12 protein-coding genes, 5 pseudogenes and 1 riboswitch are annotated in these 16443 nt (G+C 56.1%); of the genes and pseudogenes, 15 read left to right on the top strand and 2 right to left on the bottom strand.

What is annotated here, in order from left to right:
* Positions 1–365 precede the first annotated feature (365 nt).
* The 5 genes from PACILC2_RS13525 (at position 366) to PACILC2_RS13545 (ending at position 5309) form a co-directional block, all read left to right on the top strand.
* The gene (locus PACILC2_RS13525; protein WP_213529137.1) at positions 366–1052 is read left to right on the top strand and encodes an MBL fold metallo-hydrolase; all 687 of its coding nucleotides are present in this window, start codon (positions 366–368) and stop codon (positions 1050–1052) included.
* A gap of 126 nt (positions 1053–1178) precedes the next feature.
* On the top strand, positions 1179–2414 hold the full coding sequence (gene pepT / locus PACILC2_RS13530) for a peptidase T (RefSeq protein ID WP_213529138.1): 1236 nt from the start codon (positions 1179–1181) through the stop codon (positions 2412–2414).
* Between the two features lie 103 nt (positions 2415–2517).
* A complete protein-coding gene (locus PACILC2_RS13535; protein WP_213529139.1) occupies positions 2518–3444 on the top strand; it encodes a S66 peptidase family protein in 927 nt (308 codons plus the stop codon).
* Positions 3445–3462: 18 nt separating this feature from the next.
* Positions 3463–4335 carry an AraC family transcriptional regulator gene (locus PACILC2_RS13540; RefSeq protein ID WP_213529140.1) on the top strand — a complete coding sequence of 291 codons (873 nt, stop codon included), beginning with the start codon at positions 3463–3465 and terminating at the stop codon, positions 4333–4335.
* A gap of 101 nt (positions 4336–4436) precedes the next feature.
* Complete coding sequence (locus PACILC2_RS13545) at positions 4437–5309, top strand: phytanoyl-CoA dioxygenase family protein (RefSeq protein WP_213529141.1); 873 nt, start codon at positions 4437–4439, stop codon at positions 5307–5309.
* A gap of 69 nt (positions 5310–5378) precedes the next feature.
* Here the strand turns inward: PACILC2_RS13545 and PACILC2_RS13550 are convergent, their stop codons facing one another.
* Positions 5379–6581 carry an ROK family protein gene (locus PACILC2_RS13550; RefSeq protein ID WP_244863489.1) on the bottom strand — a complete coding sequence of 401 codons (1203 nt, stop codon included), beginning with the start codon at positions 6579–6581 and terminating at the stop codon, positions 5379–5381.
* A gap of 263 nt (positions 6582–6844) precedes the next feature.
* Between PACILC2_RS13550 and PACILC2_RS29400 the strand changes: the two are divergent.
* From PACILC2_RS29400 to nrdF, 6 genes and pseudogenes are all read left to right on the top strand, one after another.
* A pseudogene (locus tag PACILC2_RS29400) lies at positions 6845–7440 on the top strand (chromate transporter).
* Positions 7441–7533: 93 nt separating this feature from the next.
* Positions 7534–8073 carry a chromate transporter gene (locus tag PACILC2_RS13565; RefSeq protein ID WP_062493116.1) on the top strand — a complete coding sequence of 180 codons (540 nt, stop codon included), beginning with the start codon at positions 7534–7536 and terminating at the stop codon, positions 8071–8073.
* 36 nt (positions 8074–8109) lie between these two features.
* Positions 8110–9072 carry a formylglycine-generating enzyme family protein gene (locus tag PACILC2_RS13570; protein WP_213529144.1) on the top strand — a complete coding sequence of 321 codons (963 nt, stop codon included), beginning with the start codon at positions 8110–8112 and terminating at the stop codon, positions 9070–9072.
* Positions 9073–9204: 132 nt separating this feature from the next.
* Positions 9205–9408: riboswitch (cobalamin riboswitch) on the top strand.
* Positions 9409–9558: 150 nt separating this feature from the next.
* Positions 9559–9917: pseudogene (gene nrdI / locus PACILC2_RS13575) on the top strand (class Ib ribonucleoside-diphosphate reductase assembly flavoprotein NrdI).
* Positions 9904–11988, top strand: a complete 2085-nt coding sequence (gene nrdE, locus PACILC2_RS13580) for a class 1b ribonucleoside-diphosphate reductase subunit alpha (protein WP_062493115.1) — start codon at positions 9904–9906, stop codon at positions 11986–11988. The pseudogene nrdI and the gene nrdE overlap by 14 nt, the downstream one beginning before the upstream one ends.
* 97 nt (positions 11989–12085) lie before the next feature.
* Positions 12086–12969 (top strand): annotated as a pseudogene (nrdF, locus tag PACILC2_RS13585) (class 1b ribonucleoside-diphosphate reductase subunit beta).
* A gap of 60 nt (positions 12970–13029) precedes the next feature.
* On the opposite strand, the gene PACILC2_RS13590 reads toward nrdF, so the two are convergent.
* A complete protein-coding gene (locus PACILC2_RS13590; protein ID WP_062493113.1) occupies positions 13030–13236 on the bottom strand; it encodes a DUF1657 domain-containing protein in 207 nt (68 codons plus the stop codon).
* Positions 13237–13644: 408 nt separating this feature from the next.
* Here PACILC2_RS13590 and PACILC2_RS13595 point away from each other — a divergent pair.
* From PACILC2_RS13595 to spoVAE, 4 genes and pseudogenes are all read left to right on the top strand, one after another.
* Positions 13645–14502 (top strand): annotated as a pseudogene (locus tag PACILC2_RS13595) (DUF421 domain-containing protein).
* Positions 14503–14526: 24 nt separating this feature from the next.
* Positions 14527–15006, top strand: coding sequence for a stage V sporulation protein AC (spoVAC, locus tag PACILC2_RS13600; protein WP_213529145.1), 480 nt, complete (start codon positions 14527–14529; stop codon positions 15004–15006).
* Between the two features lie 2 nt (positions 15007–15008).
* Positions 15009–16021, top strand: a pseudogene (spoVAD, locus tag PACILC2_RS13605) (stage V sporulation protein AD).
* A gap of 1 nt (position 16022) precedes the next feature.
* Positions 16023–16373, top strand: coding sequence for a stage V sporulation protein AE (gene spoVAE / locus PACILC2_RS13610; protein WP_213529146.1), 351 nt, complete (start codon positions 16023–16025; stop codon positions 16371–16373).
* Positions 16374–16443 lie beyond the last annotated feature (70 nt).

Below are 16443 nucleotides of genomic sequence, written 5' to 3' on the forward strand. Positions count from 1 at the left end.
GCCGACGCCGCGCCGGCGCTTCGGGGCAATCGCCGAACGTCATACTGCTGGCGCTGGTCGCCGCTGCCGCGCTCGTTGCCGGCCTGCTCTTTGCCGCCCGCAAGAAGCTGTTCACGCGCGGCTCTTAACCGGTTCGGCCCGAAACCATAACGGCATCAAGCCTTCTGATCAGTCGGATAACGGCTGATCGAAGGCTTTTCGTTATTTTCACATTCCAGCAGGCAGGAACGGCGTTTATCATGGCGAATGATGAGTACGTTGGGCCATTAGCCATTATGCGAAGGAGGAATTACCGGCATGCTCGTTCATTTTCTCGGTACGGCCGCTTTTGAAGGGATACCGTCCCTGTTCTGCACCTGCGAACTGTGCGTCAAGGCGAAAGCGGCAGGAGGCAAAATATCCGTACCCGCACCTCCGTCTTGTTCGACAACGAATTGAAGGTCGATTTCCCTCCGGATACGCTGCTGCATATGCTGCGGGACGGGATCGACATGGAGGACATGAAGGATCTTATCATCACGCATACCCACTCCGACCATCTGTATCCGGACGATCTGGTGGCGCGACTTCCGGGTTACGCGCAGGCGAAGGATCATACGATTCATGTGTACGGCAACGATGCGGCGATCCGCATCATTCACGATACGCTCGTCCTGAACGGCGGCGATCACGGCAAATTCGAATTGCACCGCGTCAGGCCGTTCGAACGGACCGAGCTGCGGACGGCCGTCGTGACAGCGCTTCCCGCCTCGCATAATCCGATGGAAACCTGTTGCGTTTATTACATAGAGAAAAACGGCAAAACGGTATTTTACGGTCACGACAGCGGAAGATTTCCAGAGGAAACGTGGCGCTGGCTGGAAGGGAAGCCGGTCGATCTGGCCATACTGGAATGTACGATGGGGAATATTCCGTACGATGTCGGCCATATGAACGTCGAAGCCGTTTTGGACGCGCAGAAGCGGATGGCGGAGACCGGCATGCTGCGAGCCGGCGCCAAAATTGCCGTGACCCATTTTCGCATAATGCGCATCTGCTTCATGAGGATCTGACCGATATTTTTGCGCCGCACGGCATCGAAGTCGCCTTCGACGGCATGCGTCTTGAAATTTAGAGCGGCATTTGCGGTGCCGGCGCCCGCTGGTCGGCACCGATTCCGTTCATAAGGAGTGACAAAAATGAAGCAAGAGATTATCGAGCGGTTTATCCGTTATGTCCGGGTGGATACCCAGTCGGATGACAACAGCCAGACCGTTCCGTCCACACCGGGACAGCTTGAGCTTGGCCGGCTGCTCGCGGAGGAGCTGGCCGCGATCGGCCTGTCGGACGTTACGATGGATGCGAACGGCTATGTCATGGCGACCTTGCCCGCCAATACGGACAAGAATGTGCCGGTCATCGGCTTTCTGGCCCATCTGGATACGTCCCCGGCGATGACCGGCCGCAATGTGAATCCGCAAATTCATCACGATTACGACGGCAAGCCGATTGTGCTGAACGAGCGGCTCGGCGTCGTCCTGTCGCCGGAGCAATTTCCCGAGCTGTCTTCGTATAAAGGCCATACGCTCATTACGACCGACGGCACGACGCTGCTCGGGGCGGACGACAAGGCGGGCATTGCGGAAATTATGACCGCGATGGCGTATTTGCGGAGCCACCCGGAAATCCGGCACGGCACGATCAGAGTGGCGTTCACACCCGACGAGGAAATCGGCCGCGGCCCCGCGCATTTCGACGTGCAAGCTTTCGGCGCGGCCTATGCCTACACGGTCGACGGCGGTCCGCTGGGAGGACTGGAATATGAAAGCTTCAACGCGGCGATCGCCAAATTGACCTTTCAAGGAACGAGCACGCATCCCGGAACGGCCAAAGGGAAGATGGTCAATGCCTGCAAGCTGGCGATGGAATTCCACGGGCAGCTGCCGGAGCTGGAGTCGCCGGAATATACGGAAGGCTACGAAGGCTTCTACCATCTTGTGGCGATGGGCGGCGATGTCGAGCGGGCCGCATCCGAATATATAATCCGCGACTTCGATCATGACAATTTCGAAGCCCGCAAGCGAACGTTCAAGGCGATTGCCGAGAGAATGCGGCAAAAATACGGCGACAACCGGATAAATCTGGAGATGCGGGACCAGTACTACAATATGCTGGCCAAAATCGAGCCGGTCAGGGAAATTGTCGACATCGCCTGCGAGGCGATGGAAAACGTCGGGATCAAGCCGCACATTCAGCCGATACGCGGCGGAACGGACGGCTCGCAGCTGTCCTATATGGGGCTGCCGACGCCGAACCTGTTTACCGGCGGCGAAAACTATCACGGGAAGTTCGAATATATTTCGGCGGACAATATGGAGAAAGCGGTCCGGGTCATTGTGGAAATCGCGCGTCTGTTCGAGGAAAAGGCAACCTGAATGCAGCGGCGGCAGGCGGATCGGCGGATACAGTCTTCACCGTAACCTCCGCGGGTTGGGCGGCATACGGTAATAAAAACGCCTATACGCTGGAGGATTTCCAATGTCCATCAAACCGCCGATACTAAGACCCGGCGCCACGGTCGGCATCGTCACGCTGGGAAGCCCGCTTCGCGCGGACATTATCGATGCCCGGATCCGAACGCTCGAGGAGATGGGCTTTCGCGTTGTGCTGGGAAATTATGTGTATGCGGCAGACGGATTTCTGGCCGGGACCGACCGCGAGCGCGCTTCCGATTTTATGATGATGATCGAAGATCCCGATGTGGATCTGATTCTTCCAGTGCGCGGCGGGGTCGGAGTGGCCGGCATCTTGCCGTATCTGGACTACAACGCGATTGCCCGGAACCCGAAAATCGTGACGGGCTACAGCGATATTACGGTGCTGCTCAACGCACTTTATCAAATAACCGGCTTGATCACGTTTCACAGCCTGCTGCTTATCAGCTTTACGGCGGCCGAGCCCGCTTACAATTTCAATCAATTTTTCGAGGCGACATCGGTCGAAGCGGCTGTCAGACCGATTACCAATCCGCCCGGAATGCCGCTAATCGGCCGAGTTCCCGGCAATGTGACCGGTCCGATCGTCGGGGGAAATCTGAGGTCGCTGACCGACACGCTCGGCACACCGTACGAAATTGATACGCGCGACAAAATTTTGCTGCTCGAAGAAACGCATGAACCGATCAACGCGGTGTACCGCATGATCAATCAGCTGAAGCTGGCCGGAAAATTTCGCGACTGCCTCGGCATCGTCATGGGCGAATGCACGGGCTGCGAAGTAGCGTACGGCAAAACGTACGACGATCTGATCACGGAGTTCATCGTTCCGCTCGGCAAGCCGTTATTGACGAATCTCGCTTCGGGACACGGCTACTACAAGGCTGCCATTCCGATCGGAGCGGTCGTGCGGCTGGACGCGGCGGCCGGCGAGCTTACCGTTGTCGAGACTGTCGTGAGCTCGTCGTAACGGGGGAGATAAGGCGCTATGAGTTTACGGATCGTCATGCGCGGTCAGCAGCTTCGCATCGACCATATTTCGACCGACAGGCAGACCGGCCGGAAAGGGATGATCGCGCCGCTGCACCGGCATCCGGTTTTTCATCTGATGTACATTGCCGGAGGGGCGGGCCGCTTCGTCGTCAACGGCCGTGAATCCGAAGCTTCGGAAGGATTGCTCTATATTATTAATCCGAACGAATGGCATCAATTTGTCGGCAGCGAGCGGCGGCCGCTGGACAATCTGGAATGCACGTTCCTGCTCCGGAACGAGGACGACGAGCCGGAGGCGGCGAACTTCTTCGACTGGCTGGAGGAGAAGCGGGGCATTGCGTTTCCCGAAACGATCCGGAACGGCCCGATCCGCGTGCCCGACCGCTATCGGCCGTTTCTGCTCGAAGGGTATCGCAGACTGCTCGATCCGGCGAGCCGGTATATGATGTCGGACGAGCATATGTCGCTTATGGTTGCGGACCTGCTGCTCCGGATCGAGGAAACGGTATGGCAGATCGGCCGCGCGGATTGGCATGAGCATGCAGGCGTGCGGGGCGGGAAGGAAGTCGACTTGCTGAAAGGCTATATGCGCGCCCATCTTGCCGACGCCTTGACGCTGGAGCGGCTGGCGCAGCTCGTTCATTGGTCTCCGAACTACTTGTGCCGCGTTTTCAAGGAGCATACCGGCATGGCGCCGATGGCGTATTTGCAATCGCTGCGCATGGCCGAAGCCGAGAAGCTGCTGCTGTATACCGATCTGCCCGTCTATGCCATATCCGACATGCTCGGTTATACGGACGCTTCCTACTTCGCCCGCGTCTTTCGCAGGCATCGCGGACGGCCGCCTGCCTCATATCGGATAAAATAGTCCGCATTTACCGCATGATCCTCCCTTCTGGCTGCGGGCACGCCCTGTTACAATGGGGGCAAATACGGCGAACCGGCCGCAAAGGGGAGGAAGGCAAGGCCATGAAACTGACGGTTGACCAAATTATCCGCTATCAGACGGAAGGCTATCTGATCGTCGAAGACGCGATCCCGCATGACGAGCTAAAGCCGGTTATTAACGAGCTGGCGCAGGAAATCGACAGAAGAAGCCGGATGCTTCACGCCGAAGGAAAATTGGCGAATCTGTACGAGGACGAGCCGTTCGAACGGCGCTATGCGCTCTTGTACGAACAATGCGCCGAGATCGGCCGGGGCTTCGATATTGCCGATTATCTGGGGGAGCAAATATTTCGTTTTATGGGCAGCGGCAGTCTGCTCGATCTGGCCGAATGTTTGCTCGGCAGCGAGCTGAGCTGCAATCCGATCCAGCATGTCCGCGCCAAGCTGCCGTGGAAGCCCTCGGCGAACGCGTTCGAGAACGTGCCCTGGCATCAGGATTGCGCCGTGACGTCGGAAGATTCCGAAGCGTCGGACATCATTACGTTCTGGGTGCCGCTCGTCGACGCGACGGCGGATACCGGCTGCATGGAGCTGATGCCCGGCGTGTTCAAGCAAGGGTATTTGCGGCACCAGGCGTCGGGCGGAACGACGATCGTTCCCGAGCTGCTGCCGGACGTCGAGCCGGTTCTGGCGGAATGCCGCAAGGGCGGGGTCGTCATCATGAACAAATATACGCCGCACAGAGGCATTCCGAACCGCTCCGGCATCGTGCGCTGGTCGATCGACCTCCGTTATCACAAGACGGGAGCGCGTTCCGGCAGGGACGGACACCCTTCCTTTGTCGCAAGAAGCCGCGTCCGGCCGGATACGGTGTTGACGGACGTCGGGACATGGCGGACGATGTGGAGGGACGCGAAGCAACAGTCGTCCGAAGCGAAGCTTCATCGGGTATAGTCAGGCGCATCCATAAGCTTGTCTCCTTGCCGCTGCGGCGGCGGCGGAGACAAGCTTTTTGACATTAAGCTAAATCGCCAGCGCATTCCGCATCATGAGCGCCGCGCCGGTCGCCACGGCGTCCTCCTGCAAAACGCCTTTGGAGAAGGACGGTTGATATTCGGGGTAATAGTACGTGTTGTTCCGGGCAATCCGAATCGCGGTATCATAAAACTGTTCGTGCGAGTTCAGGAGCGCGCCGCCCAAAATAATTTTTTCGGGGTGGAACATATTGATCAGATTCGCCAGCCCGATGCCGAAATAGGCGGCCGACTGCAGGAATAGCTCGCTGACATAGGCGTTTCCGTGCGACAAGGCGCGAAGCAGCAGATCGTAATTGATCTGTTCGGGCGTGACGTTGTAGGCGCTAAGCAGCTCGTCCCGGCCCATCTTGGCGTGCGAGCGCGCCTGCTTCTCCAGCGCCTGAACGGATACGAACGCTTCCAGCGCTCCGTAATTGCCGCTGTCGTGAAGACGCGGTCCGTCCGTCTGAATGATCATCTGGCCGATGGAGCCTTCCATATCGAGCGATCCGTGGACGATCCGTCCGTTCGACATCATCGCGGAACGGAGGCCGACGCCGGCGTGGACATAAAGCATATGCTGCAGATTTTCGCTGCGCATCGCCCAATGCTCGCCCATCAGCGCCGTGTTCGCGCCATTCTCGAGGCGGGACGGGATGCCGGTCGCTTGCTCCAGAAGGCTGCAAATCGGAACGTTCGTCCACCCTTTGGCCGGATAATTGAGCGGGCGGAGAATAACGCCTTTCTCCCGGTCCAGCGGGCCGACGGCGCCGACGCCGATCCCGAGAACCTGCCGTCTTTCGATCTGATGATCGTTCAGAATCGATCGGATGTTGTTCGCCGCATGTTCGACGAACTGGGTCGGCGTCATCGCCTCGTCCATGCGCCAGCGCGTAAACGACATCGGATTGAGGCGCATATCGAAAAAGCCGAGCGCCGAATACCGCCGCGATATTTCCAGTCCGAAAAAATAGCCGTAAGCCGGATTGATTTCGTAAAGAATCGGCCGCCGCCCGCCGCTCGAAGGTCCGAGCCCGGACGTAAGCAGCAGCCGGTCCGTCACCATTTCGTCCAGCAGCCGGGAAAGCGTGCTGCTCGTAAAAGAGAAAACCGCCATCAGCTCCGCCTTCGAGACGACGCCCTGCTCCGCTATGCGGTTGTAAATCAGCTTTTTGGCTGAAGGCACCTCGTTCATCCGCTGCTTCTCCATTGCAGAATCCCCATTTAACCGATATTTGGTCGAGCCATATTCGAATGCCCTCATTATATCGCAAACCTGACAGCAGCTGCCACTTGACAGGAAGATCGCCAAGTTAATTTCAATATAGAATAAAGTACATCATTCCGATACCCTAAACAGGATTAATATCCTATAATCCCGTTGCCAAAATGGCTGGAATTCATATTGATAAGCGGAATAATTGAAGCGTATAAGCAAAAGTAATATAAATTGGACGAAGACATAATTTCAAAATGACAAAAAGGTGGTATAATGGATGTACAACATATAGCAGCGCCCACAGAAGGAGGCGGCGTAATGAAGCTGCATACCGACAATCGGCTCGTACAACTTTTGTCTCGTTTCTCAAATGGAGTCCGGTATCGTTCGGCGGAGGATACGCCTTGATTCCCGCAATCGAGAAGGAAGTCGTAGATAAAAAGAAATGGCTGTCGGCGGAAGAGTTGGCCGATATTTTCGGGTTGGCCGGTTCGTTTCCGGGCGCGATCGGCATCAATTCGGCCATGCTCATCGGCTACCGGATCGGCGGCGTTGCCGGCGCGATTGCCGCCATGACCGGCATGCTCCTGCCGACGTTCCTCGTCGTCATCATGCTGTCGGTTTTTACTGGCAATTGCACGACAATCCGAAAATCGAAGCCGCCTTTATGTCGATCCGGGCGACCGTCGTAGCCTTGATCGTCTATGCCGCTTGCAAGATCGGGAAGACGGCGATCGTCGACAAGCCTGCGGCGCTGCTGGTCGGCATAACGCTCGCTCTGCTTTATTCGGCCGAAATATTATACATCCGGCGCTGCTCATTGCAGCCGGCGCGCTGGCGGGCATCGTGATCGGCAAATTCCGCAAACCGGACAGCCGCCTTCGGCCCCCGGCAAAGAAGGAAGAACCGGTATACGACTATATGATATAGACGGAGAGAAGCCATGCTTATTCAAATGTTCGTGCTGTTCTTCATCGTCGGTCTCGTCTCGTTCGGCGGCGGCTATGCGATGGTACCGCTCATTCAGCGGGAGGTCGTGGAACGGTACCAGTGGATGGACGTCCGCCACTTCACCGATCTTGTCGCGATGGCCGGCATGTCCCCGGGACCGATCGCGACCAATATCGCCGTATTCGTCGGGTACGATACGGCCGGTCTGACGGGCGCCGTCGTCGCCGCGGCCGCCGTCGTGCTGCCGTCGCTCCTGATCATGATTGCGGCGGGCATGCTGCTTTACCGCATTCGCCATCACAAGCTGGTGCAATCGTCCTTCTACGGATTGCGGGCCGTCGTGACCGGACTGATTATTTACGCGGCCATCATGTTTGCCGGCAATACAGGGGCGCTTAAAGGCTCGACATACTTCATGTGGAGCCAGGCGCTTATTTTTGCCGGATCGCTGATCGCGCTGATGTTCTTTCGCAAACATCCCGTTTCCATTATGATTATATCTGGACTAATCGGCATCGCCTTGTACACGTGATTCGGGATGATGCGGTGAAAGGAGCAATCCGGGAAGATGGAGATAGGAAAGTGTTGCTGCTCGGCCGGACGGGAACAGGCGGAGGCCGGCATCGACCGGCCGCATGCCGAACGGCAGGTGCGTCAAGCGGCGAAGGCGCGCGATATTCACGAGATGGTCGCCATACCCGGCGGAACGTTCGATATGGGGACGGAGACGGCGGAAGGATTTCCGTCGGACGGAGAAGGCCCGGTGCGGAGGGTGCGGGTCGATCCGTTCTACATGTCGCCCTATGCCGTCACGAATGCGCAATTCAAAAGGTTTGTCGACGAAACGGGATATGTGACGGAAGCGGAACGTTTCGGCTGGTCGTTCGTCTTTCATCTGCTCGTGTCGCCCGAGACCGCGAAGCGGGTCCGATCGGTGCCGCAAGAGGTGCCCTGGTGGTACGTCGTGGAAGGCGCCTATTGGGCCAAGCCGGAAGGGCCCGATTCGGATCTGTGCGGACGGATGAATCATCCGGTCGTGCATATTTCCTGGAACGACGCGAAAGCGTACTGCGACTGGGCCGGGGGCAGGCTGCCGACCGAAGCGGAATGGGAATTCGCGGCGCGCGGCGGACTGGAGCGCAAGACGTACCCGTGGGGCGATTTGCTCAAGCCGGACGGGCGGCATCGCTGCAACATCTGGCAGGGCAAATTTCCGATCAAAAACAACGCCAGCGACGGCTATGTCGGAACGGCGCCTGTCGACGCCTACGAGCCCAACGGATACGGATTGTACAATATGTCGGGCAACGTATGGGAATGGTGCGCCGACTGGTTCAGTCCGGGCTATCACCGGGAAACGTCGGATGTGAATCCGTTTTACGACCGTCCGACCGGCCGAAGATCGATGCGCGGCGGATCTTATTTGTGCCACCGGTCTTATTGCAACCGCTACCGGGTGGCAGCCCGAAGCTCGAACACGCCGGACAGCTCGTCGGGCAACATCGGCTTCCGCATCGTCGCAAGCGAATAAAAATTCGATAGAAAATAGCGAAATGGCAGAGCCCGCTTGGATCGAGCGGGCTATTCTATTATTCGTTCCGCAAATCGGGTCAGGTTCGGCTTGACAGCTACAATATATTGAGGTAAATTTGAATTCGACAACTACATATTGTTTCGTTCAGGTGTTCTATCTTCGAAGACAAAGATAGAGCTTAATAGGGAATCCGGTGCGAAACCGGAGCGGTCCCGCCACTGTATGGGCGAGCCGCAATCCGAAAAGCCACTGGTTAAGCTGAACGCGAGCCGGGAAGGCGGATTGCCGGCGATGACCCCGAGCCAGGAGACCTGCCTGAACGTTGATGGACACATCCCTACGGAGGATAGGAAAGTGTCGGATCGAGCCTGACCGGGCATTGCTTTGCCTGCGTGCCAAGGCGCATTCGGCCTTTTTTATCGCCGGATGCGCTTTTTCATTGATTACATACTGTCGTAAGATTCGGAAAGGAGACTTGCCGCCATGCTTATCGCATACGATTCCAGGACGGGAAATGTCCGCAGATTTATTAACAAACTGAACGTGCCGGCCGTTCAAATCGAGGACGGGATGACGCTGGACGAACCGTTCGTCCTTGTAACCTATACGACCGGATTCGGTCAGGTGCCGCAGAAGGTCCAGTCTTTTCTGAAGCAAAACCACCGTTACTTGCGCGGCGTGTCGGCAAGCGGCAACAAAACTGGGGAGAGAGCTTCGCGGTGAGCGCTGACGCGATTGCGACGATGTACGGCGTCCCGGTGCTTGGCAAGTTCGAGCTGTCCGGTACGAGCAGGGATGTCGAAAGATTTATGCAAGGGGTGAGCGCAGTTGCGTCATATTGAGCTGAACAATTTGCTGATGCAGCGGGACAAGGACGGCTTCTTCCAACTGGAGAAGGATAAGGAAGCGGTGCGCGCGTTTATGGAAGAGGTCGAACGCAAAAGCATCCGCTTCGCTTCCACGGCGGAGAAGGTCCGCTACATGATCGACAACGATTATTATGAGGATGTCTACCAATACTATACGCCTGAAGAAGTGGAGGAGATTTACGCCACTACGCACAGCTACCGGTTCGAGTTTCCTTCCTACATGGCCGCCTCGAAGTTTTACACCGATTACGCGGTGAAAAGCGACGACCGCGAGCTGTATTTGGAGCATTATCCGGACCGGGTGGCGATCGTGGCGCTGTATCTCGGGCGCGGAAACGCCGCTGTCGCCCGCAGGCTGGCCGTATCGATGATGGAGCAGCGGCTTCAGCCGGCGACGCCGACTTTCCTGAATGCGGGCAAAAGCCGGCGCGGCGAAATGGTTTCCTGCTTCTTGCTGGAGCTGGACGACTCGCTCAATTCGATCAATTACGGTCTCAGCACCTGCATGCAGCTGTCGAAAATCGGAGGCGGCGTCGCCGTCAATCTGTCCAAGCTGCGCGGCCGCGGCGAGCCGATCAAAGGCGTCGAGGGAGCGGCCAAAGGCATTATGCCCGTGCTGAAGCTGCTTGAGGACGCCTTCTCCTATGCCGACCAGATGGGCCAGCGCAAAGGTTCTGGCGCCGCCTATTACAACATTTTCGGCTGGGACGTCATCGAGTTTCTGGACAGCAAAAAGATTAACGCCGACGAAAAATCGCGGCTCAAGACGCTGTCGATCGGGCTGATCGTGCCGGACCGCTTCTACAAGCTGGCGGAAGACAACGAGCCGCTTCACGTTTTCGCCCCGTATTCCGTCTACCGGGCTTACGGCGTTCATATGGACGATATGGACATGGACGAAATGTACGACAAGCTGCTCGCCGACGATCGCGTGCGCAAGAAAGAAGTGATGAGCGCCCGGGACATGCTGATCAAAATCGCCATGACCCAGCTCGAATCCGGCTACCCGTACATGATGAACAAAAGCAATGCGAACCGCGCGCACGCGCTCAAAGGGATCGGGTCGATCAAAATGTCTAACCTGTGCACGGAAATTTTCCAGCTGCAGGAAACGTCCGAAATCGGCGATTACGGCCAACCCGATACAATACGCCGCGACATCAGCTGCAATCTGGCGTCGCTGAACATTGCCAACGTCATGGAGAAGAAGAAAATCCGGGAATCGGTGCATGAAGGCATGATCGCCCTGACGGCGGTCAGCGACATGACGAACATCTCCAATGCGCCCGGCGTTGCCAAAGCGAACCGCGAGCTGCATTCGGTCGGTCTCGGCGCGATGAATCTGCACGGCTACCTGGCCAAAAACAAAATCGCCTATGAAAGCGAAGAAGCGAAAGATTTCGTCCGCACTTTCTTCATGATGATGAACTATTATTCGCTGGAGAAGAGCATGGAAATCGCACGCGAAACCGGCATCGTCTTCGACGGGTTCGAACGTTCCGATTATGCGACCGGCGTCTATTTCGAACGTTATGAACAGACCGATTACCGTCCCGTAACGGACAAGGTGAAGTCGCTGTTCGAAGGCATTGCGATCCCTTCGCCGGAAGACTGGAAGTCGCTGAAGGAAGCGGTCGGCCGCCACGGCTTGTATCATGCCTACCGGCTGGCGATCGCGCCGACGCAAAGCATCTCGTATATCCAGAACGCGACGTCCAGCGTCATGCCGATCGTCGAGCAGATCGAAACCCGGACGTACGCCAATTCGACGACCTATTATCCGATGCCGTACCTGGATAAAAGCAATTTCTTTTATTACAAGTCGGCCTATCAGATGGACCAGTTCAAGGTGCTCGATCTGATTGCCGAAATTCAGCCTCATATCGATCAAGGAATATCGACGGTCCTGCACGTCAACAGCGACGTGACGACGCGCCAGCTTGCCCGGTACTACATTTATGCCGCCAAGAAAGGTCTGAAGTCGCTTTATTATACCCGGACGAACCGGCTGTCCGTGGAAGAATGCATCAGTTGTTCCGTGTAAGGAAAAGGAGGAATGGGCGAGCATGAGTGCCATCAAGGCCGTCAACTGGAACCGTCCGGACGATGATTTTACGATCACGTTCTGGAATCAAAATATTATGCAGTTTTGGACAGACGAAGAGATCCCGCTTTCCGACGACAAAATGTCGTGGATGACGCTGAACGATGACGAGCGGGAATTGTATATGAAGGTGCTGGGCGGGCTTACGCTGCTGGATACGGTGCAGGGCGGCGTCGGCATGCCGAAAATATTGGACCATGTCGAAGGGCTGCAGCGCAAGGCAGTGCTCGGATTTATGGGCATGATGGAGCAGATTCACGCCAAGTCGTACAGCAGCATTTTCACGACGCTCGCTTCCAGCGAAGAAATAGACAATGTGTTCCGCTGGGTCGAGAACAATCCCCGGCTGCAGACCAAAGCGGAAGTCATCTCGCAATATTATCGCCATATCCATTCGAAAAAGAGCTGTATTTGGCCATGGCGGCATCGGTTTTGCTGGAAAGCTACTTGTTCTACAGCGGATTTTTCTACCCGCTTTATTTGTCGGGACAAGGGAAGATGACGAGCAGCGGAGAAATTATCGATCTCATTTTGCGCGACGAAAGCATTCACGGCCTTTATGTCGGCGTACTGGCTCAGGAAGTGTTCGCGGAGCTTGAGCCCAACGAACAGGAAGAAGCGCTTGAGACGTTCCGCGGCCTGCTTTCGTTGCTGCACGAGAATGAAGAAAAGTATACCGAGGAACTATATACCAAGGTCGGCTTGACAGACGAAGTCAAGAAGTTTGTCCGCTATAATGCGAACAAGGCGCTGATGAATCTCGGACTCGATCCGATCTTTCCGGAAGAGGACGTCAATCCGATCGTCTTCAACGGCATCAGCACGCGCACGAAACAGCATGATTTCTTTTCCAAAAAAGGGAACGGATATATCCGGACGATTCATGTCGAGCCGCTGACCGACGACGATTTCCGCTTTTAAATAAAAGAACCAGCCGCGTTCGTTCGAACGCGGCTGGTTCTTTTTTCAAGACAAAAACTGTTAAAAACCTTTATATTGCGGTTCTTCATTTTCCAGCTGCTGTACGCGGCTTTGTACTTGCTGCACGATTTGTTGTGTCTGCTGCGCAGCATTTTCAAACAACGTCTTCGCTTCCTGATTTTGCGTCGACAGCGCGAATTGTTCCAGGCTCGCCTGTGCGCTTTTCAAGGAAGCGACGCAAGTTTTCACATCGGATGCTACCGTCACGTTTTCACCTCCTTTACTTCATACGCAACATCGGGAACATCTTCATTAGCGGTTGAAGCTGTGAAAGCCATTTGTTCTGGTTCATGCGATTTCCCCGGCGCCGTTGGACATGACGATCGCCCCAGCTCCGGCGCTCACCCCGATAGCCAGCAAAGACATCATCATTCGACGATTTTTCAGCTTACTCCACATTTTTCCACCGCCCTTAACGCAAGAATCTGTTCCTTGGTGAGTGAATGAAGCGATCCTTATTCTGTACGGGAGCTCGAACCGGCATGCTGGCGACTTGTTGCCAATCCGTAAGAAGGCTTCCCGAAGTGGCAAAACATTTCGGGATTGAGCTGATCGGGATCGGCGCATCCTTTGGTAAAGCCGACATCGTATGAGCTGAAAGGAGGAATCGAAGCGGTGCCGAATTGGCTGGAAATTGTGTTGCGGACCTTAATCGCCGTTGTCGTCCTGTTCTCCCTTACCAAATTATTGGGGAAACGGCAAGTGTCGCAGCTTTCGCTGTTCGAGTACATTACCGGGATTACAATCGGCAGCCTTGCGGCCTATGTTTCCCTGGATCTGGAGGCAAACTGGTATTTGGGCCTCATTTCCATGGTCGTCTGGACCGCGATTTCGCTCGGGATCGAGTTTCTGCAAATCAAAAGCAAAAAAAGCAGGGATTTTATTGACGGCAAAGCGACAATCGTCATCAAGGACGGCAAAATTTTGGAAGACAATTTGAAAAAGAGCGTTTGACCGCGGACGAGCTGCTCGAGCAGCTGCGCAAAAAAATGTGTTCAAAACCGCGGACGTCGAATTTGCCATTATGGAACCGAGCGGCGATATAAGCGTCATGCTTACCCGAGAAAATCAGCCGCTGACGCCCAGTCATCTGGGCATCAAGGTAGGGCCGGAACAGGAGCCGCAAGCCGTCATTATGGACGGCAAAATTTTGGACGAACCGCTTTCGACCATCGGTCTCAATCGGGCATGGCTGCGTTCGGAACTGGAGAAGCTCGGCGTAGCGCTGGAAAACGTCTATTTGGGCCAGGTCGATTCTTACGGGCAACTTTATGTCGACCTGTTTGACGACAAAATCAAGGTTCCCGCGCCCCAGCAGAAAGCGGCATTATATGCCACATTGAAAAATGCGAAGCCGATCTGGAAATGTTCGGTCTGACGACGCGGAATGCGGAAGCGAAAGCGATGTATGAAGAATGCGCCGAAAAGCTGCGCCAAGTCATCGCCGATGTGAAGCCGGTATTGCACCGGTAATCCGATGATAAGGAGGAAACGCGAATGTCTAACAACAAGAAGAAAAAGCTCACGCCCGTGCAGCAGGAATATCAGGACCTGGCCAAGCGGAAGGAACCGCCGAGACCGGTTGTGATTAATTGCATTCGGGCCTTTATTGTCGGCGGCGCGATATGCGTGCTCGGCCAGGCCATTCAGGATATGTTCATACACTGGGGCGGATTCGACAAGAAAGAAGCGAGCAATCCGACGGTTGCCGTTCTGATTCTCATTTCCATCATTTTAACCAGCCTCGGCGTTTACGACAAAATGGCTCAGTGGGCCGGCGCCGGTACGGCGGTTCCCGTCACCGGCTTCGCCAACTCGATGGCGTCGGCGGCGATTGAGCATCGGGGCGAAGGGCTCGTGCTCGGCGTCGGCGGGAAAATGTTCAAACTTGCCGGGCCGGTCATCGTATTCGGCGTCGTGGCCGCCTTTTTCGTCAGCTTATGCCACTTAATTTTCAATCCCGGCGGAGGTCATTGATCATGCTGAAAGGTTATCAAAGCTGGCTGTTTGAGAACAGGCCGTCGATCGCGGCCGTCGGGACGGTGGTCGGACCGTTCGAAGGGCGCGGACCGCTGGCCGACGATTTCGATATTATTCATGGCGATTCGCGGCTCGGGCAGGACAGTTGGGAAAAAGCGGAGCGGACGCTGCTCGAGGAAGCGGCCAAGCTGGCAATCGAGAACGCGGGACTGACGAAGGAACAGATCAATTTTTTATCGGGGGCGACCTGATCAACCAGATTACAACTACCAGCTTTGCCGCCCGGACGCTGGCCATGCCTTATATCGGCGTATTCGGGGCATGCTCGACCTCGATGGAAAGTTTGGCGCTCGCCGCCAACCTCGTCAATTCCCGGTCGGCGAAATATGCGCTGGCCAGCGCTTGCAGCCACAACTCGACAGCGGAGAAGCAGTTCCGCTATCCGACCGAATACGGCTCCCAGAAGCCGCCAACCGCGCAATACACCGTGACCGGAGCGGGCGCCTGCGTTGTATCGCATAAAGGTGACGGTCCTTTTGTGACGAAAGCGACGATCGGCCGCATCGTCGACATGGGGCTTACCGATCCGTTCAATATGGGCGCGGCGATGGCGCCTGCGGCAGTGGATACGATCGAAGCGCATCTTCGCGATTTTCAGATCGAACCGGGCCATTACGACTTGATCGTGACGGGGGATTTGTCCAAAGTCGGATATGAAATTGCCCGGGAGCTGTTCCGAAAACATAATATCCCGATTCAGCAGACCGAATATAAGGATTGCGGCATGATGATATACGATTACAAAAACCAGATGGTGCAGGCCGGAGCGAGCGGCTGCGCCTGCTCGGCGGTCGTCACCTACGGCCATTTGCTGAGGCGGATGCGCAAGGGCGAGCTGAAGCGGATGCTGGTCGTCGCCACGGGCGCGCTGTTGTCGCCGATTTCGTACCAGCAAGGTGAGAGCATCCCGTGCATTGCGCATGCGGTCGCGATCGAAAGCGGGGTGGAGTAAGGTGATTTATTTATGGGCATTTATCGTGGGCGGATTGATATGCATGTTCGGCCAAATTTGCTTTGACGTGTTCAAGCTGACGCCGGCGCATACGATGACGCTGCTCGTCGTCCTCGGGGCGATAGCTGACGGCGTGGGCATCTACGACCCGCTGGTCGAGTTTGCCGGCGCCGGCGCATCGGTGCCGATTACGAGCTTCGGCAATTCGCTCGTCCACGGCGCCTTGGAAGAGCTGCAGAAGAACGGCTGGATCGGGGTTATTACCGGCATTTTCAAGGTGACGAGCGCGGGCGTTTCCGCCGCCATTATTTTCTCCTTTCTGGCCAGCCTGTTCGTGAAGCCTAAAGGATAACCGGACGGATAGAAACTGCGCAAGTCGGCATACTAAGGAAAAACAGGTCTAAGTCCAGCGGTAATATGTC

Source organism: Paenibacillus cisolokensis, assembly GCF_018403665.1.
Taxonomy (GTDB): domain Bacteria; phylum Bacillota; class Bacilli; order Paenibacillales; family Paenibacillaceae; genus Paenibacillus_AH; species Paenibacillus_AH cisolokensis.